Below are 21,942 nucleotides of genomic sequence, written 5' to 3' on the forward strand. Positions count from 1 at the left end.
ACCGCCATGACATTTCGCAAAATGGGCTTCGCCGGCATGGCGGTTCTCCTCGCCGGCCCCGCCTTCGCCGAAGTCAGCGAATTGCGCATCAGCCAGCAGTTCGGCATCGGCTACCTGCCGTTGCAAGTCGCGCGCAACCAGGGGCTGATCGAGAAGCAGGCTGCGGCGCTGGGGATCGCCGGGCTAAAAGTCTCGTATGTCACGCTGGGCGGCGGCGCCTCGACCAATGACGCGCTGCTGGCCGACGCCATCGACATCGGCACCGGCGGCGTCGCCGCCTTCCTGCCGCTCTGGGCCAAGACGCGCGGCACGGCGCTGGAGGTGAGGGGCGTGGCGGCGCTGACCGCCATGCCGATCGCGCTGGTCTCCACCAATCCAGCGGTCAAGTCGCTGAAGGATTTTTCCGACAAGGACCGCATCGCGCTGCCGTCGGTGAAAATATCGATCCAGGCGGTCACCCTGCAGATCGCGGCGGAAAAGGCTTTTGGCCCGGGCCATGCGGACAAGCTCGACGCCCTGACCGTTTCGATGAAACATCCCGACGCCTATGCCGCGCTGGCCTCAGGCAAGTCCGAAATCACCGCGCATTTCGGCGGGCCGCCGTTCCAGCAGCAGGAGCTGGCGCTGCCGAACGCGCGCAAGATCACCGATTCCTACGAGGCGCTGGAAGGGCCGGCCACGTTTAACGTCGCCTGGGCCAAAGCCAGTTTCCGCGCGAAGAATCCGACGGTTTACAAGGCGTTCATCGCCGCGCTCGAACAGGCCGACGCGCTGATCGCCGCCCATCCCGAGCAAGCGGCCAAGATCAGCGTGACGGAGGAGCCCGGGGTCGCCGAGCCGCTGGCGCTGTCGATCATCACGGACCCGAATTCCAAATTCACCACCACGCCGCTGAGCGTGGGCAAATATGCCGACTTCCTGTATCGAACCGGCGCGATCAAGGCCAAGGCGGAGAGCTGGCGCGATCTGTTCTTCCCGGACATTCACCAACAGGCGGGCTCGTAAGATGAACGCCATGCCGTCCTTCCACGCGCCCGATCTCGACGGCGCCGGCGCGCCCGCGCAGCTTGCGGTCGAGAATCTCACTCTGCGCTACGCCACCCATGCCGCGCTGGTCACGGCGACGGAAAACGTCAGCTTTTCGGTGCGGCGCGGCGAGCGCTTCGTGCTGCTGGGGCCTTCGGGCTGCGGGAAGTCGTCGCTGCTGAAAAGCATTGGCGGCTTCATCGCGCCGGCGAGCGGGCGCATCCTGGTCAACGGCCGCGAGGTCACGGGGCCAGGGCCAGACCGCATGATGGTGTTCCAGGAATTCGACCAGCTGATGCCGTGGAAGACCGTGCTCGGCAATGTGATGTTCCCGCTGGTCGAAACCAGGAAGTTCGCGCGCCGCGACGAGGCGGAAGCCCATGCCCTCGCCACCATCGCCAAGGTCGGATTGGCGAAGTTCGCCCATTCGTTTCCGCATGAATTAAGCGGCGGCATGAAGCAGCGCGCGGCCATCGCCCGCGCCCTGGCGATGGAGCCGGAAGCGCTGCTGATGGACGAGCCGTTCGCCGCGCTCGACGCGCTGACCCGCCGCACCATGCAGCAGGAATTGCTCAAGCTTTGGGAGGAGTTGCGGTTCACGCTGATGTTCGTGACCCATTCGATCGAGGAGGCGGTGCGGTTGGCGCAAAGGATCATCCTGCTGTCGCCGCATCCCGGCCGCATCCGCGATGAATTCCGCACCGGCGCCGACGAGGCGCCTGCGGCTTTGGAACGGCGCATCGAAAGCCTGTTGTTCACCGACGGCGGCGGCATCTAGCACAGATTCCCGAAACGTGCGCGCGGTCCTGCTCGACGGCGCGCAAGGCCTTGCGAGTTCCGCATGGGTGGAAGCGCTCTATTCAGCGTCAGCCGGCGGCTTCGCGCGTTCGCCCGCCGCCCCGCTGATGACGAAAACGAACGCGCCGCCCAGGTCGATCACGGGCCAAAACGTCTCAACGGCGATCATCATGCCCAGCCGTTTCAAGCTTCCGGCCGAACCCGCGCCGCGCCGCGCAGGAACAGCGCGGCGCAGGCCAAGGCGATCATCGCCATCGGGGCGTCCGTAAAACGTCAGGCGCTGATCATGGCGTTCAGCGACGCTTTCGCCCTGATCGGCGTCATCCTGCTGATCGCCGCCGTGGCCTTGCTGTTCGCCTCGAAAATGAAACCCGCCGCCGGCGGCTCCGGCGGCGGCCACTGATCGTCGCCCGTCGCGTCAGGCGGCGCGCACCGAGGCGAGGAAGGCGTTGACCTGCTCGCGCAACACGCCGGATTGCTGCGTCAGCGTCTGCGCCGAAGCGAGCATCTGGGTCGAGGACGAGGAAGTGGTCTGGGCGGCGCCCAGCACGCCGCCGATGTTCTCGGTCACCGCCTGCGAGCCTCTGGAGGCGTGCTGGACGTTTCGCGCGATTTCGGCGGTCGCTTCACCCTGCTGCGACACGGCGGCGGCGATGCTCTGCGCCACCCGGTTGGCTTCCTCGGTGGTGCGCACGATGGCGGAGATGTTTTCCGCCGCGCGGTGCGCCGTCGCCTGGATGTCGCCGATCTGGCCGGCGATTTCGGCGGTGGCGCGGCTGGTCTGCTCGGCGAGCGACTTCACCTCCTGCGCCACCACATTGAAGCCGCGCCCCGCCTCGCCGGCGCGCGCCGCCTCGATAGTGGCGTTGAGGGCGAGCATGTTGGTCTGACCCGCAATGTCCGAGATCAGCGCGACAATGTCGCCGATCTTTTCGGCGGCCCGGCCGAGTTCGCGCATCTGCGCGTCGGTCTTTTCCGCCTGTTGCGCCGATTCGCTGGCGATGTGCCGGCTTTCGTTGACCTGATTGTTGATCTCCTGCACCGAATAGGTGAGCTGCTCGGTCGCCGAGGCCACCGAGCCGATGCTGGCGGACGAGGTTTCGGAGGCTTCCGACACCGCCTTGGCCTGGCTGGCGGTGTCCACGGCCGACTGGCTCAGCACGCGCGCCGTGTCCTGGAACTCGCCGGCGGTGCGGGCGACCTCGGCCACCACCGCGTTGACGCTGCGGTCGAACTCGTCGGCGAGCTTGAGCGCCTGGGCGCGGCGGTCGGCTTCGGCCTGCGCCTTGGCCTTGGCGGCATGAGCCTCCAGTTCGCGGGCTTCCTGCATGTTGGCCTTGAACACGCGCAGGGCCTGCATCAGGGCGCCGACCTCGTCCTTGCGGCCGGTCTCCTCGACCTCGACGTTGAGATCGCCGTGGGCCAGGGTTTCGATCGCCATGGTCGCCCGGCCCAGCGGACGCGAGACGCCGCCGATGAGGACAAGGCCGCACAAAGCTGCGAGCCCCGCGCCGAACAGCAGCACGAGGCCCAAGGCCCATTCCGCCGAATGATAGGCTGTTTCCGAAGCGGCCGCGGCGCGCCCGCCCTGGCTTTCGACAAAGGCGAGGACCTTGCCGAGAATGGACTGAAGCTCCAGTCTGGCCGGGGTGACGTCCTGGCGATAAATGTCGATCGCGCGTTCGACCTCGTGCGCGGCGGCGAGTTCGCGCATCTGCTTCAGCTTGGGGCGCATGTCCGACAGGATGCCGCCAAACCGTTTCGCCAGCGCCTCTTCCTCGGTGTTGGGCGTGATAAGCGGCCGATAGGCCTCGTAGGCCTGTTCGATGTCTCTGATGGCCTCGTCGAGCGCGGCCTGCGCCTTGGCTTCGTCGCTACGGGAGGCGGCGGCGAGCAGCAAATCGGCTTGCGCGCGCATGGAGCGCGCGAAACTGACGCGTACGAACGCCAGCTTGCTGTACGAGGGCAGGACGTCCTGTCGGATCTCGACCGCCCGCTGGTTCATCTCTCGCATTTGCAGGAAAGCGACGCCGCCGACGGCGCCGGCGACAAAAATGAGAGCGACCAGCGCTGCAACGATTTTGGTGCTAATTTTCAAATCGCGCCAGAAATTCATGATCAGACTCCAGGCCATTGTGCATATTAAGGAATATTAACGGCAACCAGCACAATCCTTGGTTGAATCCTAAACCATTTGAAATTCCGGCCATCAATAAGGGATAACCCTTATTTTATATTTACGTTTTATTAATCAAGATAAGACAAGCACGGTCGCGCCATTTCAGATCTCTCAAACGCACTTGTCAGATTTGCAAGCGGTTTCGACTTGAGCGTCGCCATACGCGCGTCAAGACGATTCGGGGCCCGCTGGCGGTTGGCGCGGCGGGCCTCCGTAAAGACCGAAACCGCGAAAACGCCGCGAGACGCAGGAGGCGCGCGAAAACTCAGGCGGCGGTGGCGGTGAGATAGACGCGAACCAGTTCGGACAGGCTGCCGACCCCGGTCTTCTTCATGATGTTGGCGCGGTGGATTTCGACGGTGCGGTGGCTGATGCCGAGTTCATAGGCGATCAGCTTGTTCTGCAGGCCGAGGACGAGCCGTTCGAGCACCTCGAACTCGCGCGGCGAGAGCTCCTGGAACCGCCGAGTCGTCGCGCCGGCTCTCTCTCTTGCGCAGGGTGCCCGTTCGCTGGACGTGATGGCGTCGATCAGCTCCTGCGCCTGAAACGGTTTTTCCAGCACATTGGACGCGCCGAGCTTGGTGGCCTGGACGGCGAGCGGCACATCGGCGTAGCCGGTGAGCAGGATGACCTTCAGGCCCAGGCCCTGAGCGACCACGCGCGACAGCAGGTCGATGCCGCTCAGGTCGGGCATGCGCAGGTCGGTGACGAGGCAATCGCCGGGACGCGTGCGCGCGCGTTCGAGGAAATCCTTGCCGCTGCTGTAGACCGCCGCCTCGAACCGCTCCAGCAGCAGCAGTTGTTGGAGCGCGTCGCGTATCGCCTCGTCGTCGTCGACGACATGGACCACCATCTTCGGCATAGCCAATCAACTTGCATTGTCAACGGGAAGCCAGAACGTAAACGTCACGCCTTGCGCGGTGCTGGAGCCATGCGAACGCTTCTTCTGCGCCTCTGTCTGTCGGGCGCCAACCGCGCTCGGAATTCAACATCGTAAAAACAGATATTTCAGCGACGGGAGGCGTCGTTGCATCGGCGCGTCGCCAGCGCGACGCAAGCCTCTGCCGCCATCATACGGGAGAACTGCGGTGGCGGTTTGGTGCGGAACGACATGAGAGGGCCGCTTTGCTCATTAAGTGGAAAGACCAGTTTTCGATAGACGGCGCGATCATCGACGACGATCATCGGAATCTCCTTGACCGAATCAACTACATTGTCACGTCCATCGACGCGCGATGCTGCGCCAAGGACGCTTCCAATGCCTTCCGCGATCTTTTCCGGGTGACCGAGGCGCACTTCCGGCGAGAGGAGGCCTTGCAAAAAGCGGCCTCGCTTCCCGCCGCGCAGACTCACCATTTTGACCACGATGATATTCTCGCGTCTTTTAGAATACACATAGACGAAATCGAATACAGCTTAAGCCAATCAAACGATCAAGAAAAAAAACGATGCTTAAGCCGAAGCAAGGCTATCCTTTACAGATGGATTCTGAGCCACATCATCGGCGATGACAGAGTGATGATTGATTACGTCAGCGCAATGCAAGCTGCCGACGATTATTGGCGGACCACCAGTTTAGACGAACTCGCCACGCACATGGACAGCCCCGCAATCGAGAGACATCCAAAGTCGCTCGCAGGCTAGGCATTTTCATTCATGGGCGCCGATCGCCCAAGTTTGAGATGAAATTGGCGCGTTCTCCGCGCTTGCAACGGTCGAGGGCGGCGGCGCGGCGCCCCTTGTGAGGGGCAGGGGGAGACGGCGCGCAATGTCTCGGAAGCGGCTTGGCGCGACCTAGCCTCACGGGTCGCGATTGTTCTGGGGAGCGGTTGCGCCAATCGGCCTGGCGAAAAAATGGGGTTTCGCCGGGCGCGCGGCTGTAACATTCTGCGCGGCCACAGCGAAGCAGGGTCGAATGCGGGACGGAGCCGAGCAGGATCGACAATGGAGCGCGGACATGCGCGCCGCCCTTGCGGGCGACGCTGTGGCCTACAAGCGCCTACTGACCGCGCTGACGCCCTTCCTGCGCCGGGTCTGCCTCAAGGCCTGCGCGCGAAACGGCATTGCGACCGGCGAAGCGGAGGACGCCTTGCAAGAAACCCTGCTCGCGGTCCATCTCAAGCGCCACACATGGGACGCGTCGCAGCCGCTGACGCCCTGGCTCGCGGCCATCGCGCGCAACAAGATGATCGACGCCGCGCGCCGGCGCGGACGGCGCGTTGAAATCGACATCGCGGATTTCGAGAATGTGCTGGCCGCGCCCGGCGGCGACGGCGCCGCGGAGCGCGAACTGGAGCGCCAGGACGCCCTGCGCCTGCTCGACCAGTTGAGTCCGAAGCAGCGCGAGGCGATCGAGGCGGTGTCGATCCGCGGCGAAAGCCTGCGCGAAGCGGCGCAAACCTTGGGCGTCAGCGAGGGGGCGTTGCGCGTGTCGGTGCATCGCGGCCTGAAATCCCTGGCCGATCTTTACCGGAAAGCGACGGAGCGATGAAAACCGAGGATCTCATCGCCGCTCTGGCGGCGGACAACGAAACCAGGGCCGCGCCAATGTCGCGCGCGTTCGCGCTCGACCTCGGCGCCGGTTTTATCGTCTCCGTTGCGTTCTTCTTCGCCGCGTTGGGCGTGCGCGACACGTTCTTCGCCTCGCTCGGCGATCCGCGCTTTCTGTTCAAGTTCGTGTTCAGCCTGAGCATGGCGGCGAGCGGGTTTGTTCTGGCGTGGCGGCTGGCGCGGCCGGCGGCCGACGCAAGACGGGCGCTCAAAGCCGTAGCGATCGCGCCGGCGCTGATCGTCGCCGCCTGCGTCGCGGAAATGGCCGTCACGCCGTCAAGCCTCTGGGCTGAACGGATGATCGGCCACAACGCCGTGCATTGCCTGACGTTGATACCGTTGATGGCGTTGGCGCCGCTGATCGGCCTGTTCGCGGCGTTGCGGCATGGCGCGCCCGGCGACGGCCGTCATGCCGGCGCGGCGGCGGCTCTGGCCTCGGCGGGCCTGTCCGCCACGCTCTACGCGATGAATTGCGCCGACGATTCGCCGTTCTTCCTCGCGGTCTGGTACGTGATCGCCGCCGCGATCGTCGTCATCGCCGGCTGGCTGGCCGGAGGGCGTTGGCTGAGGTGGTGAGACGTTCCGGCGGCGAGGATATCATGGCGCGAGACGCGCCCTGACGAAGGCGGCGACCAAAGCGAGTTCGGTCACAATGGCGAGCCAGACGCCGGCGCCGGCGCGCTGAAGCAGCCATTCATGAAAGCCGAGCGCCGCGAGCGTTGCGCAAGCGATGGCCATGCCGGCGGAAATCGCGTCCCGCTCCGGCGATTTCCGCGCGTCGCGAACCAGAAAGAGCATGACGCCGAGGCCGAGAAACAGCGCCGCGCCTCTGCGCGCGACGATCAGAGCCGGTTCGGGCGCATCGATGCGCCAGAGCGCCAGCACAAATTCCGGCGCAAGCATCCAGACGGCCGAGAGAAGCAGGCACAGGGTCGCGGACATGCCTGCGAGCGCGCGAAAGCTGAACGTCATGACAAATGTGTCTCAAGTCTGATCGGACGCAAAGTCGACCATTCTCGCGTCAGAGGCAATATGGCGGCGCCCGTTTCGCCTGCGCCCGAGGCGGGACCGGCGTGAGCGGGCGCCAAACTTTTGCGCTTGCCCACGACCCATAGCTATGTAATCGCTTCACATATATTGTCGAGATGGAGTGAATCGCGCTCATGAATTCCATTGGCCTGTCGCCGCTCGCCCTGTTTCTGCAAGCCGGCGTCGTCGGTAAGGGCGTCATGACGCTGCTCCTCCTCGTTTCAGTTTGGAGCTGGGCGTTAATTCTACAGATTTGGCTGTCCGGCCGGCGCTTATCGGCGGCGGTGACGGCCGCGCGCGGCGACGAAGAGGCCGTCCTGGTCGCCGGAATCCTCGAAGCCGGCGCCCGCGCGCAGACGGTGAGGGTCGCGACCGAAACCCACGCGGACCGGCGTTTGCGGATTGGCGAGAGCATGGCTCGCGCCGCCCGCGCCCTGCTGCTGGAGGCCGAAGGCGGGCTGCCGAGCCTCGCCGCCATTTCCTCTACGGCGCCCTTCGTCGGCCTGTTTGGCACGGTCTGGGGCATCATGTCCTCGTTCGCCTCCATCGCCGACGCCCATGACACCTCGCTCGCCGTGGTCGCGCCCGGCATAGCCGAGGCGCTCGCCGCCACCGCCATCGGGCTCGCCGCCGCCATTCCGGCCTCCGTCGGCTACAACAGGCTCTCCGCGGCGTTCTCGCGCGTCTCCGCCGATCTCGACTGCCTCGTGCAGGAGCGCGCCGACCGGCTTGCCGCCGCCGGCGGCCCCGCCGCGGTCAAGGAAGCCGCGTGATGCGGAATTCCTCGGTCGGCAAATCCAGCGGCGTTTATCGGGCGCAGGCGGACATCAACGTCACGCCGCTGGTCGATGTCATGCTGGTGTTGCTGATCATTTTCATGGTGACCGCGCCGATGCTCACCGCCGGCCTGCATGTGAACCTGCCGCAGGCGAAGGCGGCGCAAAAGCTCGATCCCAAGCCGCCCGTGGTGCTCACCTATGGCAAGGACGGAACAGTCGAACTGGACGGCCAGAGCTATCGGGTGGAACAGATCGCTGAAGCGGTGGAGGCGAAGCTCGGCGACGACCGGACTCAGCCGATTCACCTGCGCGCCGACCGCGACGCGGCTTATGGCGATGTCGTCGGCTTGATGGATGTCCTTGCGGCTCATGGCCTGACGCGACTCGCCGTGCTCACCGGCCCGGCCGGGAAGAGCGAACCGCCCAGGCCCGACAAAACCACAGCCGGCGCGCCGGCGCCGCGTCCATGAGCCCCGGACTGCTGAGGGGACGCACGCGCCTGACGCTGACGGGCGTGTCCTTCGCCGCGCATTTCGCAGTCCTGTCGGCCCTGGCGCTGGCGCCGACGCCGCCGGCCGTGCTCGCGCCGCTCAACATCGACGTCATTCCGCAGGGCGATTACGTCGTGGATACGGTCGCCATCGCCGGAGACAATACGCCAAACCCCGCGCCGGCGCCTGCCGAACCGGCCGAACCCGAGACCACGCAAGAGGCGCCCGCCGCCCCGTCGCCCCCTTCCGCATCGGCTCCGCCCGCGCCGGCCCTCCTCCAAGCCGATCCAAATGCTCGAAAAGCGGAATTGGCGGCGCAGGACAAACAGCGTCGCATTCGCGAACAGCGACGGCAGGCGGCGGTGGAAGCGCGCCGCGAGGCGGCGGAAGAAGCCGCGGATGAGGCGCGGCTGGAGCGTTTGCGGGAGAAGCGGCGCCGCGAGGCGCTGGCGCGGCGCGACGCCATGCGTCATACGGCGGAGCAGGGCGGAGGGTCGGAAGCGCATCGCGCCGGCGTGGCCAATGGCGCGGCGCAACATGCGGCGCGCGTCAATTACGGCGCCATCATTTCCGCCGAACTCAACCGGCACAAAACCTATCCCGCGACCGCCCGCGAACGCGGCGAGTACGGCGCGGTCGGCGTCGCCTTCACCGTCGGCGGCGACGGGCGCATCGTCAGCCATTCCATCATCAGTTCGTCAGGCTCGTCGGCGCTGGATGGCGCGGTTCACGGCATGATGCGCGCCGCCCATGCGCCGCCGCCGCCAAGCGGCTCGTTCCGCGGCAGCATCGTCGTTCGATTCAACCTCAACCAGTAAGCCGTACGCTATCCTGAGGCCATGCTATCTATTTTCGTTTTTTAATGACTAAACGCCCAAGGGCCAAAATGCGCGCCTTGGTCACTTTATCAGCATATTGCCGCCACAATTCGCTTTGTCCGATGACTAAGCCCCGATTATTTATGTAACGAAAGTAAGTACTTTCTTCCTCTGAAAACGGAGAGGTCCATGGGTCGCTCCCGCACGATGATCCGCTCTCTCCTGTGCGCTGGCTTGTCGCTGAGCGTCTGCCTGCTGGCCGCGCGCGGTTGGGCTCAGGTCGTCGTGCCCGAGGTTCAGGTCGAGGGCGCCGCTCCGGGCCGTTCCGAAACGGCGGCCGATGCGGCGGCGGCCTCCGGCCGCTCCGACGCGCTTCCCTCCCGACGCGTCGGGGCGGCCACCGCCTATGACGCCAGCGGCGATGGCGATCTGCCCTCCGTCGACGCCCCGGCGATCGCCCGCTCCCCCGCCGCCAATCTCCCGGGCGGCGCCAAGGCTTCACCCTGTCGCCGATCCTGCACATCGTCAGCGACCGTTACGGCGACGCCGCGCACAGGCAGCCGCTTGACGGCTACGCCACCGCCGATCTGCGGCTCGCCCATCGCAAGCCGGTCAATTTTGGCGAGATCGAAGCCAGCGTGACCGTCGCCAATCTGTTCGACGCCAGCTATATCGGCCAGATTTCCAGCGGCTTCCATCAGGCGACCTCGGCCTCCGGCATCTACTATCCGGGCGCGCCGCGCGCCGTCGTCGGCAAGCTCGCGTGGCGTTACTGACGCGAACCCGCCCCCAACCGCATCCCCTCGCCTATGTCGCGCAAACCCATGTCGCGCCCTTTCCCTACCGCGTGCGCGACGTGGTCCTGCTCGGGCGGCTGCCGCAGTCGGGCTGGCTGGCGCCGGTCCGCTCGCGCGATTTCCGCGCCGCCGACGCCCTGCTTGACGAACTGGGCATTCTGGCTCTGGCCGAGCGTCCCTACACCGAAATTTCCGGCGGCGAGCGGCAACTGACGCTGATCGCCCGCGCGCTGGCGCAAGGCGCCGGCCTGCTGGTTATGGACGAGCCCATGGCGGGCCTCGACTATGGCGCGCAGGTCCGGCTGATGCGGCTGTTGCAAACCTTGAGGAACAAGGGCATCGGCGTGCTGGTCAGCACCCATCATCCCGAACACGCTTTTTGGGCCTCGGACCGGATCGTCCTTCTGGAACAGGGGCGCATTTCGGTGAGCGGCGCGCCCCGCGCCGTGCTCGACGCCGAGGCGATCAAACGGCTTTACCGCGTGACCGTCACGGCGCTCACAGCTCCTGACGGCCGCGCCGCCTTCCTGCCGGAATTAGCGTGAAAATCTCGGCGCGGATGGACCTCTCGGCTTCCCGCCAAGCGTTCGTGCGCCGTGATGCGATGATCGCCGGCCGTCATCTGACGCCGGAACAAGCTCGCCGGCCCTCCGATCGCCATTTCCATTCAATCGAGCCGAACGCGCCGATCGGACACGTCATGGAGTCCTGCGTCGGCGCCCGCTCAAACGCGCGGCCGATCCGGCGCGCCGCTCAAATCAATATTCCCACTGCGCCCCGACGCCTAGGCTGGTCGATCCGTCGGCGCCGGCCTCGCCCTGCACGCGGAGGCGCTTGGTGACGTCGACGCTCAGGGTCGCCGCGCTGTCCTCGGGCTTGGTCCCGGTGCGCGCGCCCACCGAGACGTTGGGCAGGATATAACGCGACGAGCCGACTCTGGGGCTGCCGTCGGGGCCGAACTGCACGTCCAGCGAGTCCACGCCCATGGCGCGGCGCATCTTGTCGAACACGTCGGCGCCGCCCTGGCCCGAGAGCATCGCCACCGTCTGCGCCAGTTGCAGCGACTGCACCGGGGTGAGCCCGCTCGACGCGCTGTTGAACAGCAGCCGCGACAGCACCTCATCCTGCGGCAGATCCGGGGTCGACGAAAAGGCGAAGCGCGGCTGATCGGCCGGGCCGCTCACCTGGAGTTGCGCGGTGACGTCGCCGGCGGCGCTGCTGGCGACGAAATCCAGTTCGGGGATGACGTCGCCAGCGAAAACGATATTGCCCCGGCTGAATTCGAGCCGCTTGCCCGCCAGCGCGATCAGGCCACGCCGCAGTTCGAACGCCCCTTGCGCGACCGGCTTGTCGAGCGCGCCGACCACCTTGATGTCGCCGCCCAGTTCCGCATCCATGCCGCGCCCGTGGATGAAAATATGCGACGCGCTGACGGCGACGGCGAGGTCGGCGTTAAAGGCCGGTTTGCCTTTCTTGCGCGGCTTCCTGTCTTGGAGGGCGATGCGGGCGCGGGCGGCCTCGGTCGGCTTGATGTGGCGGATGTTCTCGAGCGGGCGGTTGGCCGAGGGCAACCGGTCGGGCACGCGCACGTCGATTTTCTCGAACGCGGCCTTGCCGCCGATGCGCGGGCGCTGGGCGAGCGGCCCGCTCACTTCGAGCCCGAGATCGGCGATGAGAGTCACAATCTCGTTCGAGGCCAGACGGGCGTTATGGCCGGTGACGCGCAGATTGGCGGGCAGCCCGGCGCCGAGCCGGACGGCGCCGCCGATGTCCACGGCGCCGTCGCCAGCGCGGGCGTGGAATCTTTCGATCACGATCTCCTCGCCGCGCCCGCGCAACACCGCTTCGACGCTCTCGAATTTCACCCCATTGAGCGGGTCCTCGAACAGACCGTCAGCCAGCGCGACGGTCCCGGAGAGAGCGGGATGCGCCGGGGCGCCTTGCGCGCGGGCGTCGAGCGTCAGTTTTCCCGCGACGCGCTGGCCGCCATCCGCCAGCAGCGTATTGGCCAGCGCCGCGTCGAGCGCGCCGCGCAAAGCGAGGTCGAGCGATCCGTCGGCGGAAAGCGGCGCCTGCCCCTGCACAGTGAAAGCGCCGCCGCGCGGCAGATCGAGCCGCAGGTCGAGGCTGGTGCGCTTGCCCTCCAACCGGCCGCTGGCGCGCAGATCGGCCGAAGCCACGCCCGCCGCGCGCATCTGCGGCGCCGAGAGCTTTTTCGCCTCCACGCGCCACGCGCCCTCCGGCGCCGAGGCCGAGCCGGTGAGGCGGGCGTCGACATCCAGCGCGCCGGACACAGCGAGATCGGGCGCGAACATTCTGGCGAGGTCGAGCGGCAGCGCCCTGGCGGCCAGGGTGAGATCGAGTTTTTCGCCCGCCGAACCCGACAGGTCGAGCCGGCCGGCGCCGGCCTTCAACGCCAGCCCGGAAATGGTCACGCCGCCGGCGGGAAAGCCGAACGCGGCGGGCGCGATCAACGAAATTTTTTGCGCGCCGCGCCGCGCCTCAAACGCCGTCAGATCGAGTTTCAGCGGCGCGCTGGCGCCCAAAATGCCGCGCGCCTCCATCGCGACGCCGCGCGCTTCCGTCGTCAGCGAAAATTCGCTGCCGTTCACGACGGCTTTCGCCGTGGCGCGCAATTTCGGGATGGACTCGCCGGCGATGTCCGCACGGTCGAGCGCCGCCGTCCCCTCCACGCGCGGCCCGCCGAACAGATTCTTCGCACGCGCATCAATCGCCAGAGCGGCGAGAGAGTTTTCGCCGAAGCGCAGGCCGGAGGCGTCGAGTTTGAGCGCGCCGTCCTGCCGGTCGCCATCGCGGCGCAGGGCGATTTTCGCCGCCAGCCGACCGGCGAGCTTTTGGCGCGCGAACGCCGAGAGGTCGTCGAGGTTTCCCGCCGCGAGATCGAAATCGCCATCCAGCCGCTTCGCCGCGTCCAGCTTTCCCGCCCCATTCAGCGCCAGCGAGCCGAAGCGGATTTCGCGCGCGACAAAGGTTCCGGCGCCGGCTGCGTCGCGCGAAAATTCGGCGACGCCCGAAGCCGGCTTGCCCTCGGCCACGCCCGCCAGCGCGACGCGGGCGCGCGGCGCCGCGATGAGGTCGCGGCCCTCGACGTCGAGCGTCAACCGCGCGACGCTGCGCCCCATCGAGCGCAGGTTTTCGACATCGACCGAGGCCGCGATGTCGGGATGGGCCAGCGACCCGGTCAGCCGCCCCTGCGCGGCGACGCGCCCCGCCATGTCCTTCGCCGCGCGCGAAAGATCGGGCGCCGCCAGACTGAAGGATACATCGGCCTTGTCGTCATCGGCGGCGCCGTCGATGCGCGCGGAAAACTGCCGCCCGGACAGCGTCAGGTCGGAGAACGCGAACCCTTTGGCGCGTTTGCTGAGGCCGCCCTTGAGTTCAGCCTTGCCGCCGAGCAGCCCGTCCAGCAGCTCCACGCCGCTCGCCAGTCCTTCGCTGCGCAGCGACAGTTTGGCGTCGAGCCGCTCCGTCGGCGCGCCGCTCAGCTCGACCTGTCCCTTGAGCGCGCCGCGCAGGTCGGACCGGGTCAAAGCGGCGAACCGTCCAAGGTCGGAAAGGTCGAGATCGACCCGCCCTTTGACCGCGCGCGGGCCGAAGACGCCCTGAGCGGATAGCGAATCCTCGCCCGACTTGAATTCGGCCACCGACACGTCGGTGGCGCCGTCGGGCGCGGCGCGTCCGCGCAGCGTCAAAGCGAAGGCTTCGCCCAGGGCGCGCGCCAAAGCGGGATCGGAAAAATGCAGGCCCGCGCCGGAGGCGTCGGCGACAAGTTCGACGCGGGTGGCGGGATCGGTGACGAGGCCGTTCGGCGTGGCGGCGACATGGGCGTCAAGACGGCCGAGTCGGTCCCGGCGCAGCGCGGCGTCGGCGACATGCAGGGTGAAATCGAGTTGCGGCGCCTTGAGCGCGCCGGCGGCGTCGAGGCGCATCTCCAACGCGCCGATCTCGACATCGCCGGCGCGGGCGGGCGCGTCCCGCTCGCCGCGCGATTGCAGGCGCACATGCGCCGCCAACGTCTGGTCGGCCGTGAGCGCGCCATCGAGGTCGAGCACGGCTTCCCTTGCGGAAATGTTGAGGTGCTCGATGGCCTTGCCGCCGTCGTCGGCGGCGACGAAGGCGCCGGTCAGCGCGGTGTCGCCGGAGAACACCGGGGCGAGCGCGGGCGGCAGGATCTTTTCCAGCGCGCCGTGGATGTCGAGCCGCAGCGCGCGGGCGCCGGGGCGTTGCTCCATGCGCCCCTCGCCCTGGATCGTCGCCAGCGCCCCCGCCGTGAACGAGATTTTGGCGGCGAAGGCGTCGAGCGGCGCCGCGCCGTCCAGTTCGAAATCCACCGGCGGCAGGCCGTCGAGATCGGCGGCGTGGGCGATCAGGCCGCCCGCCGGTTCATGCGCGGCGAAGGCGGCCGCAAGCTCTCGCGTGCGCGGGTCGAAACTCAGCCGCAGGTTCAGCGCGCCGGGCGCATCCTGGCGTTGCGCGCGAAAACCGAGGTCGAGCCCGTCGTCGAACTTGCCCAATGTGGCGTGGCCGTCGCCCGCCAGCCGCGCGGCGACGCCGATCACCGGCTCGCCCAGCGCAAATTGCGCGAAGGAGAAATCGCGCAGCACCACTTTGACCGGAAGCTCGTAATTCAGCCAGTCGGCGAAGGAAGCGGATTCGGCTGGCTTTTTCGCCTCGCCGACCGGCGGCCGCAGCCATTCCAGCCGACCCAATTCCAGCTTGTCGACCAGCAGCGTGCCGGTGAGCAGCGCCGAGCGCGTCCACACCAGCCGCGCCTGATCGAGCTTGAGCCATGGCCCCTGCGAGTCGGAAAGCGTGAGGCCGCGAATGGTGGCGTCCGACGACAGCGCGCCATCCACGGCCTCGATCTGAACCCGCATGTCCGGCGAGGACAGGGTGTTTTCGATGACGGCGGCGAGCAGGCCCTTCTGGTCTTCGCCCACCGCGACCGGCCCACGCGGGCGGGCGTAATGCAGCAGCGTCCCATAGGCGCCGAGACCGGCGGCGGCCAACGCCAGCGCGAGAACGAGCAGGATGCGGCGCCAATGTCTCAAAAGGCCTGTCCTATGCCGAGATAGACGGCGAAGGCGGGGTCGCCCTTCCGCCGGTTGATCGGGGTGGCGACGTCGAGCCGGATCGGCCCGAAGCCGGTGTAATAGCGCAGGCCCAGGCCGCCGGCGAAACGCATGTCCGACTGGAAGTCGGGCAGCGAGTCGGCGAAGGCGGCGCCGGCGTCGACGAAGGGAACGAGTCCGATGTCGTCGGTGATTTTGATGCGGCCTTCGACCGAGGCCTCGAACAGGCTGGCGCCGCCCATGGCGACATCGCCCTGTCCCGGCACAGCGGCCATCGGCGACAGCGAGCGGTAGGCGAAGCCGCGCACCGAGCCGCCGCCGCCCGCGAAGAAGCGGCGGTTGTCGGGCACGTCGAGCACCCGCGCCCCGCCCGAGGCGCCGAGCGCGACACGGCCGGCGAGCACGTAATCCTTGTCGTCGTCGAGCGCGTAATAGGACGAAACCTGCGCCTTGCCTTGATAGAAATTCAGGCTGGAGCCCAAAAACGTCGGATAGGCGCCGCCGGAGGCCAGCACGCGCACGCCGCTGCGGGGGTCGAGCAAGCTGTCGGTGGTGTCGTAATGCACGGCGCCGATCACGCCGACCAGCAGATAATTGGTCTTGCCGAACGGGTCGGAGGAGCGCCCGCGCTCGACCTCGATTCCGCCCTGAACCGACAGCGCCTCGTTGAAACGATAGCGCAGGGCCTGGGTCGTGTCGCCATATTCGGCCGAATAGCTCTTGGTCACCTCGCGGGCCAGGGTGAAATCGGCGAGATAGTCGAAGCGGCTTCCATTGAGCGCCGGCTTGATGAAAGCGGCGTTGAAGCGGCCGACCAGCCGCTGCGGGTCGAGCACGCTTTTCACCGATCTGTCGCCACCATTGTCCGGGGTGGCCCCGACAATGCCGGTGAGGCGCAGCCGCTCGCCGTCGCCAAACAGGTTGCGGAATGTCCAGTCGCCGCGCACGGACGGGCCGTCCACGGTGGAATATTGCGCGGCCAGGCCGACCGCGTGGGCCTTGCGTTCGTTGGTCTCCACGGTCATCGGCAGGTCGCCGTTGGCGTCGAGATGCTCGGATTCGAGGACGCGCGTGGTCCCGATCGCCTCGATCTGGCCGATCGAGCGGCGCATGGCCTTGATGCGCTCGGGCGAAAACGGATCGCCCTCCTCGACATAGATGAAGGAGCGGATCACCGCCGGGTCGATGCCGCCGTCATGCTTGACGGTCACCGCGCCGAAGCCGGCCTTGGGTCCGGGAACGACCCGGACCTCGATGTCGACGCGCTGGCTGTCGTGGCGCACGATGGCCTCGGCCTTTTCGACCTTGGCGAGCGCGCGGCCGTCCTCGCGCAGCAGATCGACCACACGGGTCTGCAGGGCGCGCACGGCGCTGGCGCGGGCGGGATCGCCGCTGTCGAGTTTCAGGCCGGCGCGCAGGGCGGGATCGTCGAGCGGCGCGCCGGTGCGGGCGTCGAAAAGATGGACCTCGCCAATGACATAGCGCGGCCCCGGCGTGACGGCGAAAATTACGCGGGCGACTTGCAACCCCATGGCGCGGTTGGCGGCGGCGGCGGCCGTCTCGACCCCGACGCCGCCCAGATCGATGCGGCGGCCCTCGACCTCGGCTTCGACGCGCGCGTCATAAAAACCTTCGGCCCAGAGCGCGTCGATCATGCGCGGGAGGTCGGCGGCCACGCGCCGGGCGAGGCTATCGCCGTCCTCAACCGGCTGCTGTTTCAGCCGCCAACTATTGGAGACGTCCTTCAGGTCGTCGGCCAGCGCGTCCTCGGACGCGCGAATCTCCACCTCATAGGTCAAAGCGCCCGGACGCGGCGCGGGGGGCGTGGAATCGTCGCCGAACAGACCCAAAAACCCCTCGGCCCGCGCCGGCGCCCACGGCGGGGCGCCGCCCAGCAACAACCCGGCCAGCAGGCATCGCGCTCCAAGGTTGATGCGAAACAGAGACATGAATGAACTCAGGCCGAAACTCCCCGATATTGAAGCAATTTATAGTGAAATATCCATCAATAAGCCACCAATGGGCTTGCCGACGCCTTTTCACAAGACTGTTTTGCGCGTGGCTCCCTGGTGGACGGACGCCCCGCGTCGACCGCCATTGACAAGGCGGCGCCGCACGTTGTTATGTTATAACATAACATGCCCAATCATGGGCGGATGGATCCTGCGGGGCTTCGGTGCGATCAAACCTATTTTCTCTTCTCGGCGGCGCGTTCCTCTCGATTGGCGCCGGCGCGACGCGGGCCGATCCCGTCGCGCTGCCTGACATCGACGTGGCGGCTTCTCGCGCGCCCGCCGCGCAATCCGACGCCGGCGCGCCCGCCGATCATGGCGCGGCGGCGGCGGCGTCCGACCCGGCGGCGACCCAGGCCCGCATTCTGCCGCGCGGCGGCGCCAACGCCTTCGATATCGGCGCCGACGCCATCGCGCGGGCGCCGCAGGGCGCCAATTCCGCCGTGGAGAAAATCCTGCTGCAGGCGCCGGGCGTGTCGCTGGATTCCGTCGCCAGCGGCCAGCTCCACGTCCGCAACGAACATGGCAATGTGCAATATCGCGTCAATGGGGTGATGCTGCCGGAGGGCGTGGCCGGTTTCGGCTCCATGCTCGAAACCGGCTTTATCGGCAATATCGCGCTGCTCACCGGCGCGCTGCCGGCGCAATATGGCTTGCGCACCGCCGGCGTGGTCGACATCGCCAGCAAACGCGGCGCTTTCGCCGATGGCGGCGCCGTCAGCCTTTATGGCGGCAGTCATGGCGATTTCACGCGGAGCGTCGAATATGGCGGAACCCTCGGCCAGACCGAATATTTTTTCGCCGGCCGCTGGCTCCAGAGCGACCTCGGCCTGGAAAATCCGACGCCCGGCGTCACCGCGCTGCACGACCGCGCCGATCAGGGCAAATTTTTCGGCTATGTCTCGTCGCGGCTTGAGGACGGCGGCCGGCTCAGCCTGATCACGGGAACCTCGGCCAGCGCCTATCAAATCCCCGCCAATCCCAACCAGGATGCGTTCGCCGGCGCGAGCGCCTTCCTGCCGGCGAACGCGCCGGCCAATTCAGCGCAACTTAAGGAAAAGCAATACGAAAGCAATCTGTTCAACGTGCTGTCCTGGCAAAAGTCCTTTGGCGGCGCGGATGTTCAGCTGGCGTATTTCTCCCGCTACAGCCGTCTCGCCTTCGCGCCCGACACGCTCGGCGACCTGCTTTACAACGGCCTCGCCTCCCGGGTCGAGCGCACCAGTTTCCTCAATGGCGTGCAGGCCGATTCCGCCTGGAAGGTCGGGGACCGCCATGTTGTGCGCGCCGGCGTGTTCGGCAGCGGCGAGGACACGCGCGTCAGCAACGCCTTGACGGCCTTTCCGACCGACGATTCCGGCGCCATCGCCGGATTTCCCGTCGCCCTCTCCCTCGACGGCGGCCGCAAGTTCGGCTGGCAATGGGGCGGCTACGTCCAGGACCAATGGAAAATCAGCGAGCGCCTGACTTTGGACGCCGGCCTGCGCTTCGATCAGATTTATCAATACGTCAACGCCAACCAGGTCAGCCCGAGACTGAACCTGACATACGAACCGTTCGAGGGCACCCGATTCCACGCCGGCTTCGCCCGCTATTTCACGCCGCCGTCGCAGGCGCTGGCCGCGCCCTCGAATCTCGCGCTGTTCGCCGGCACGACCGCCGCGCCCGCCGTCGCCCTCTCCGGCGCGGTTTTGCCCGAACGCTCCAGCGTGTTCGACATCGGCTGGGATCAGAAAATTCTCGACGGACTGACCATGGGCGTCGACGCCTATTACAAGGAGGCGCACGATCTGCTCGACGACGGCCAGTTCGGCCAGGCGTTGGTGTTGACCGCGTTCAATTACGACCGCGCCGTGAACGAAGGACTTGAGTTCAAGGTCGCTTACGAGGCCGGCGATTTCCACGCCTACGCCAATCTGGCCTGGGCGCGGCAGGTGGCGTCGAAAGTCGTCTCCAACCAATATCTGTTCGACCCGGATGAACTGGCCTATATCGCCAGCCACGACATTCCGACCGATCACGCCCAGACCCTGACGGGATCGGCGGGCGCGTCCTACCTGTGGCGGGGAACCCGCTTGTCCGCCGACCTGATCTACGGCAGCGGCATGCGCTCGGGCTTCGCCAATCTCGCCCATGTGCCGGCCTATGCGCAGGTGAATTTCGGGCTGTCGCATGAATTCGCCTGGGGCGGCGACCTCAAGCCGACCACGCTGCGGTTCGACATCGTCAACGCGTTCGACTCCGTCTATGTGATCCGCGACGGCAGCGGCATCGGCGTGTTCGCCCCGCAATACGGCCCAAGGCGCGGCTTCTTCATCGGCGTGTCGCAAAAGCTTTGACGGGCGCCAGGCGCAAACTCCAAAGTGGTCGATCATCGCGGCGGCGGGAAGACCGCGCTGACGTCGGCCTTCCCCGGCGTGACGCGCCTTGCGGAAGATCGGGGAGGCATGGCCTTCGATGATAAAAGGGCCGCGAGATTCGCGGCCCTGCAAAAGGTCAGGCTTGTTGAATGGCGGACAGTTTCCAATCCGTGGCCGCCCCGCCCGGACGGCGCGCGAACGTCCAGACTTCGGTCGAAACCTGCGGCGTCACGGGATCGCCCGAGACGACCTTGCCGGTGGCGCGATCGACCATCGTGTCGATCAGCGAGAAACGCATCGCGACGCTCGCATAATCGCTTTCGGGCTCGCGCCAGGCTTCCGAAAGATCGCCCTGCAGAAGGGTCACGTCGGAGATTTTGTTGACCTGCCCTTTTTTTGCGGCCTCTTCGATTTCCGCCGCGAAATATGAGGCCATTTCAGGCGTCGCCAGAGCGCGCAAAGCGGCCATGTCCTCAGCGCCATAGGCTTTTTGGATGAGGCCAAGGCGCTGTTCGAACACATTGAAATCCGCAGGACCGATCTCGAGCTTCACAGGTTTCGCAGTCCCGCCGCCGACGCCTCCGAAGCCGCCAAAACCGGGCCGCGGGCCTTGCGCGGCGCCGCTATCATATGCGGCGCCTTGATGCGCCGGCTGGCGCCTGCGCAGGAAGCCCATGACGAATTTAAACAGCAGGAAGAGAAGCCCGATCTGAAGCACGAGGCCCAGAATGGACGAGAGTCCGCCAAGCCCGCCGCCGAAACCGCTTCCGAACAGCATGCCGATCAGCCCGGCGCCGACGAGGCCGCCCAGCAGGCCGCGCCCAAAACCGCCGGACATGAAGCCGCCGGAGTTCATGCCCGTCGATCCCGCAGCATTCTGCGTCATCCCGGGGGAGGGGGACGTCATCGAACGTTCGATCGGAGCGGCCGAGCGAGGCGCCGTCTCGGTTGGGGGCGGAGCGCTATAAGTGCGCGTCCCGCGACTGCCAGCGGAGCCGTTCGACCCCGCTTTAGCGAAAGCGTCGGCGGAACAGCCAAAGGCGACAAGGGCGGCCAGAGTGAAAATCAGTGTTTTTTGGCGCACGGCCATGGTTTTGTCCTGAGGTTGCACGAGCGTGTCGCCGCCCGCATGCCTAATATTGTTTATCGTTGGTCAAAGTGCAAAGGCGCCGGCCGGATCCGGTCCTCCGGTTATGACGATTGATGCGCCGCAGCGATGAAAAACGTCTGGGAGTTGCGCCGGCGGCGTTCTGGCCGCCCTCAACCGGGACGACAGCCGGCGCGCTCCAGCGCACCAAGCCCGCGCGACACGGCGGACCGATCGCGATCGGTTGGGCGTTCTCGAACGGAGCGCCAAGGCGAATCCGCTCATCCGATCAGGCGACGATCGCAGCCGCCAACGCTCCGGTCGCCTGCACGACCACGGTCGGCGCGAGCTTGAGCTGGAGACCCCGCTGGCCGCCGTTGACATAGACATAGTCCTCCGACGTCACGGTGGCCTCGACAATGGTCGGCAATTTGCGCCTTTGGCCGAAGGGGCTGATGCCTCCGACTTTATAGCCGGTCAGTCGCTCGGCGTCGGGAATCGGCATCATCGCGGCGCTCTTGCCGCCCAACGCCGCCGCGACCTTCTTCATGCTGGCCTCTCTTTCGGACGGAAGGACAAGGCAAGCGGCCTTGCCGTCGATCTTCACGATGAGCGTCTTCAGCACACGGCTCGGCGGCTCGGCCAGCGCCTCGGCGGCCTGGAGTCCGATGCGCTCGGCGGCCGGATCATAATCATAACTGTGCAGCGAAAAGGCGACGCCGAGGGATTTGAGGTAACGGGTCGCGGGCGTTTCCTGGGACATGGCGAACTCGTCCTGTTCCGTTTTCTTGCGCGGAAACCACGCAGAGCGGGGAGGGGCGATGACATCCTATCGCAAATTTCACAGCAGCTTTAGCCGAACCGGCGCTCTGCGCGCCAGCGCCAACCGCTTTAAGAGATCGCCGATACGGCTCACGCGACGC

The 21,942-nt window shown here is 66.7% G+C and carries 20 protein-coding genes; 13 read left to right on the forward strand and 7 right to left on the reverse strand.

What is annotated here, in order from left to right:
• Positions 1–6: 6 nt before the first annotated feature.
• The 3 genes from CFB24_RS19280 to CFB24_RS24085 all read left to right on the forward strand — a co-directional run bounded on the left by CFB24_RS19280 (position 7) and on the right by CFB24_RS24085 (position 2,227).
• Positions 7–1,005 (forward strand): ABC transporter substrate-binding protein, encoded by a 999-nt coding sequence (locus tag CFB24_RS19280; RefSeq protein WP_088522269.1) that lies wholly within the window; start codon positions 7–9, stop codon positions 1,003–1,005.
• Position 1,006: 1 nt separating this feature from the next.
• Positions 1,007–1,804 (forward strand): ABC transporter ATP-binding protein, encoded by a 798-nt coding sequence (locus CFB24_RS19285; RefSeq protein ID WP_425332120.1) that lies wholly within the window; start codon positions 1,007–1,009, stop codon positions 1,802–1,804.
• 63 nt (positions 1,805–1,867) lie between these two features.
• Complete coding sequence (locus CFB24_RS24085) at positions 1,868–2,227, forward strand: hypothetical protein (protein WP_088522270.1); 360 nt, start codon at positions 1,868–1,870, stop codon at positions 2,225–2,227.
• 15 nt (positions 2,228–2,242) lie between these two features.
• Here CFB24_RS24085 and CFB24_RS19295 read toward each other — a convergent pair whose 3' ends face one another.
• Positions 2,243–3,940: a methyl-accepting chemotaxis protein gene (locus CFB24_RS19295; RefSeq protein ID WP_158255317.1), complete on the reverse strand. Its 1,698-nt coding sequence runs from the start codon at positions 3,938–3,940 to the stop codon at positions 2,243–2,245.
• 328 nt (positions 3,941–4,268) lie between these two features.
• Complete coding sequence (locus CFB24_RS19300) at positions 4,269–4,865, reverse strand: response regulator transcription factor (RefSeq protein ID WP_088522272.1); 597 nt, start codon at positions 4,863–4,865, stop codon at positions 4,269–4,271.
• 263 nt (positions 4,866–5,128) lie between these two features.
• Here CFB24_RS19300 and CFB24_RS24090 point away from each other — a divergent pair, with 263 nt between their 5' ends.
• From CFB24_RS24090 to CFB24_RS19315, 3 genes are all read left to right on the forward strand, one after another.
• Positions 5,129–5,647: a bacteriohemerythrin gene (locus CFB24_RS24090; RefSeq protein ID WP_158255318.1), complete on the forward strand. Its 519-nt coding sequence runs from the start codon at positions 5,129–5,131 to the stop codon at positions 5,645–5,647.
• Between the two features lie 271 nt (positions 5,648–5,918).
• Positions 5,919–6,494, forward strand: a complete 576-nt coding sequence (locus tag CFB24_RS19310; protein WP_088522274.1) for a sigma-70 family RNA polymerase sigma factor — start codon at positions 5,919–5,921, stop codon at positions 6,492–6,494.
• Positions 6,491–7,129 carry an NrsF family protein gene (locus CFB24_RS19315; protein WP_088522275.1) on the forward strand — a complete coding sequence of 213 codons (639 nt, stop codon included), beginning with the start codon at positions 6,491–6,493 and terminating at the stop codon, positions 7,127–7,129. The genes CFB24_RS19310 and CFB24_RS19315 overlap by 4 nt, the downstream gene beginning before the upstream one ends.
• A 21-nt stretch (positions 7,130–7,150) precedes the next feature.
• Here the strand turns inward: CFB24_RS19315 and CFB24_RS19320 are convergent, their stop codons facing one another.
• Positions 7,151–7,525 (reverse strand): hypothetical protein, encoded by a 375-nt coding sequence (locus CFB24_RS19320; RefSeq protein ID WP_088522276.1) that lies wholly within the window; start codon positions 7,523–7,525, stop codon positions 7,151–7,153.
• A 191-nt stretch (positions 7,526–7,716) separates the two neighbouring features.
• Between CFB24_RS19320 and CFB24_RS19325 the strand changes: the two genes are divergently transcribed.
• From CFB24_RS19325 to CFB24_RS19345, 6 genes are all read left to right on the forward strand, one after another.
• Positions 7,717–8,355, forward strand: coding sequence for a MotA/TolQ/ExbB proton channel family protein (locus CFB24_RS19325; RefSeq protein WP_088522277.1), 639 nt, complete (start codon positions 7,717–7,719; stop codon positions 8,353–8,355).
• The gene (locus tag CFB24_RS19330; RefSeq protein WP_088522278.1) at positions 8,355–8,831 is read left to right on the forward strand and encodes an ExbD/TolR family protein; all 477 of its coding nucleotides are present in this window, start codon (positions 8,355–8,357) and stop codon (positions 8,829–8,831) included. Before CFB24_RS19325 ends, CFB24_RS19330 begins: the two co-directional genes overlap by 1 nt.
• Positions 8,828–9,670, forward strand: coding sequence for a TonB family protein (locus CFB24_RS23970; protein ID WP_088522279.1), 843 nt, complete (start codon positions 8,828–8,830; stop codon positions 9,668–9,670). Before CFB24_RS19330 ends, CFB24_RS23970 begins: the two co-directional genes overlap by 4 nt.
• A 189-nt stretch (positions 9,671–9,859) precedes the next feature.
• On the forward strand, positions 9,860–10,312 hold the full coding sequence (locus CFB24_RS23725) for a hypothetical protein (protein ID WP_244593305.1): 453 nt from the start codon (positions 9,860–9,862) through the stop codon (positions 10,310–10,312).
• Positions 10,309–10,446: a hypothetical protein gene (locus tag CFB24_RS22730; protein ID WP_338064197.1), complete on the forward strand. Its 138-nt coding sequence runs from the start codon at positions 10,309–10,311 to the stop codon at positions 10,444–10,446. The genes CFB24_RS23725 and CFB24_RS22730 overlap by 4 nt, the downstream gene beginning before the upstream one ends.
• Positions 10,434–11,012: an ABC transporter ATP-binding protein gene (locus CFB24_RS19345; RefSeq protein ID WP_088522281.1), complete on the forward strand. Its 579-nt coding sequence runs from the start codon at positions 10,434–10,436 to the stop codon at positions 11,010–11,012. Before CFB24_RS22730 ends, CFB24_RS19345 begins: the two co-directional genes overlap by 13 nt.
• 213 nt (positions 11,013–11,225) lie before the next feature.
• On the opposite strand, the gene CFB24_RS19350 is transcribed toward CFB24_RS19345, so the two are convergent.
• Both CFB24_RS19350 and CFB24_RS19355 read right to left on the reverse strand, forming a co-directional pair.
• The gene (locus CFB24_RS19350) at positions 11,226–15,539 is read right to left on the reverse strand and encodes a translocation/assembly module TamB domain-containing protein (RefSeq protein ID WP_088522282.1); all 4,314 of its coding nucleotides are present in this window, start codon (positions 15,537–15,539) and stop codon (positions 11,226–11,228) included.
• Positions 15,536–17,509: an autotransporter assembly complex protein TamA gene (locus CFB24_RS19355; RefSeq protein WP_088522283.1), complete on the reverse strand. Its 1,974-nt coding sequence runs from the start codon at positions 17,507–17,509 to the stop codon at positions 15,536–15,538. The genes CFB24_RS19350 and CFB24_RS19355 overlap by 4 nt, the downstream gene beginning before the upstream one ends.
• 227 nt (positions 17,510–17,736) lie before the next feature.
• Between CFB24_RS19355 and CFB24_RS19360 the strand changes: the two genes are divergently transcribed.
• The gene (locus CFB24_RS19360; protein ID WP_088522284.1) at positions 17,737–19,911 is read left to right on the forward strand and encodes a TonB-dependent receptor; all 2,175 of its coding nucleotides are present in this window, start codon (positions 17,737–17,739) and stop codon (positions 19,909–19,911) included.
• 157 nt (positions 19,912–20,068) lie between these two features.
• Here CFB24_RS19360 and CFB24_RS19365 read toward each other — a convergent pair whose 3' ends face one another.
• Both CFB24_RS19365 and ybaK read right to left on the reverse strand, forming a co-directional pair.
• Positions 20,069–20,839 carry a Tim44 domain-containing protein gene (locus CFB24_RS19365; RefSeq protein ID WP_338064198.1) on the reverse strand — a complete coding sequence of 257 codons (771 nt, stop codon included), beginning with the start codon at positions 20,837–20,839 and terminating at the stop codon, positions 20,069–20,071.
• A 469-nt stretch (positions 20,840–21,308) separates the two neighbouring features.
• Positions 21,309–21,782, reverse strand: coding sequence for a Cys-tRNA(Pro) deacylase (gene ybaK, locus CFB24_RS19370; protein ID WP_088522285.1), 474 nt, complete (start codon positions 21,780–21,782; stop codon positions 21,309–21,311).
• Between the last annotated feature and the right edge of the window lie 160 nt (positions 21,783–21,942).

It is taken from the genome of Rhodoblastus acidophilus (assembly GCF_900187365.1).
Lineage (GTDB): Bacteria > Pseudomonadota > Alphaproteobacteria > Rhizobiales > Beijerinckiaceae > Rhodoblastus > Rhodoblastus acidophilus.

Coding starts and splice junctions, on each gene's coding strand:
- CFB24_RS19280 (WP_088522269.1), top strand. CDS start 7: ATGACATTTCGCAAAATGGGCTTCGCCGGCATGGCGGTTCTCCTCGCC.
- CFB24_RS19285 (WP_425332120.1), top strand. CDS start 1,007: ATGAACGCCATGCCGTCCTTCCACGCGCCCGATCTCGACGGCGCCGGC.
- CFB24_RS24085 (WP_088522270.1), top strand. CDS start 1,868: ATGGGTGGAAGCGCTCTATTCAGCGTCAGCCGGCGGCTTCGCGCGTTC.
- CFB24_RS19295 (WP_158255317.1), bottom strand. CDS start 3,940: ATGAATTTCTGGCGCGATTTGAAAATTAGCACCAAAATCGTTGCAGCG.
- CFB24_RS19300 (WP_088522272.1), bottom strand. CDS start 4,865: ATGCCGAAGATGGTGGTCCATGTCGTCGACGACGACGAGGCGATACGC.
- CFB24_RS19310 (WP_088522274.1), top strand. CDS start 5,919: ATGCGGGACGGAGCCGAGCAGGATCGACAATGGAGCGCGGACATGCGC.
- CFB24_RS19315 (WP_088522275.1), top strand. CDS start 6,491: ATGAAAACCGAGGATCTCATCGCCGCTCTGGCGGCGGACAACGAAACC.
- CFB24_RS19320 (WP_088522276.1), bottom strand. CDS start 7,525: ATGACGTTCAGCTTTCGCGCGCTCGCAGGCATGTCCGCGACCCTGTGC.
- CFB24_RS19325 (WP_088522277.1), top strand. CDS start 7,717: ATGAATTCCATTGGCCTGTCGCCGCTCGCCCTGTTTCTGCAAGCCGGC.
- CFB24_RS19330 (WP_088522278.1), top strand. CDS start 8,355: ATGCGGAATTCCTCGGTCGGCAAATCCAGCGGCGTTTATCGGGCGCAG.
- CFB24_RS23970 (WP_088522279.1), top strand. CDS start 8,828: ATGAGCCCCGGACTGCTGAGGGGACGCACGCGCCTGACGCTGACGGGC.
- CFB24_RS23725 (WP_244593305.1), top strand. CDS start 9,860: ATGGGTCGCTCCCGCACGATGATCCGCTCTCTCCTGTGCGCTGGCTTG.
- CFB24_RS19355 (WP_088522283.1), bottom strand. CDS start 17,509: ATGTCTCTGTTTCGCATCAACCTTGGAGCGCGATGCCTGCTGGCCGGG.
- CFB24_RS19365 (WP_338064198.1), bottom strand. CDS start 20,839: ATGACGTCCCCCTCCCCCGGGATGACGCAGAATGCTGCGGGATCGACG.
- ybaK (WP_088522285.1), bottom strand. CDS start 21,782: ATGTCCCAGGAAACGCCCGCGACCCGTTACCTCAAATCCCTCGGCGTC.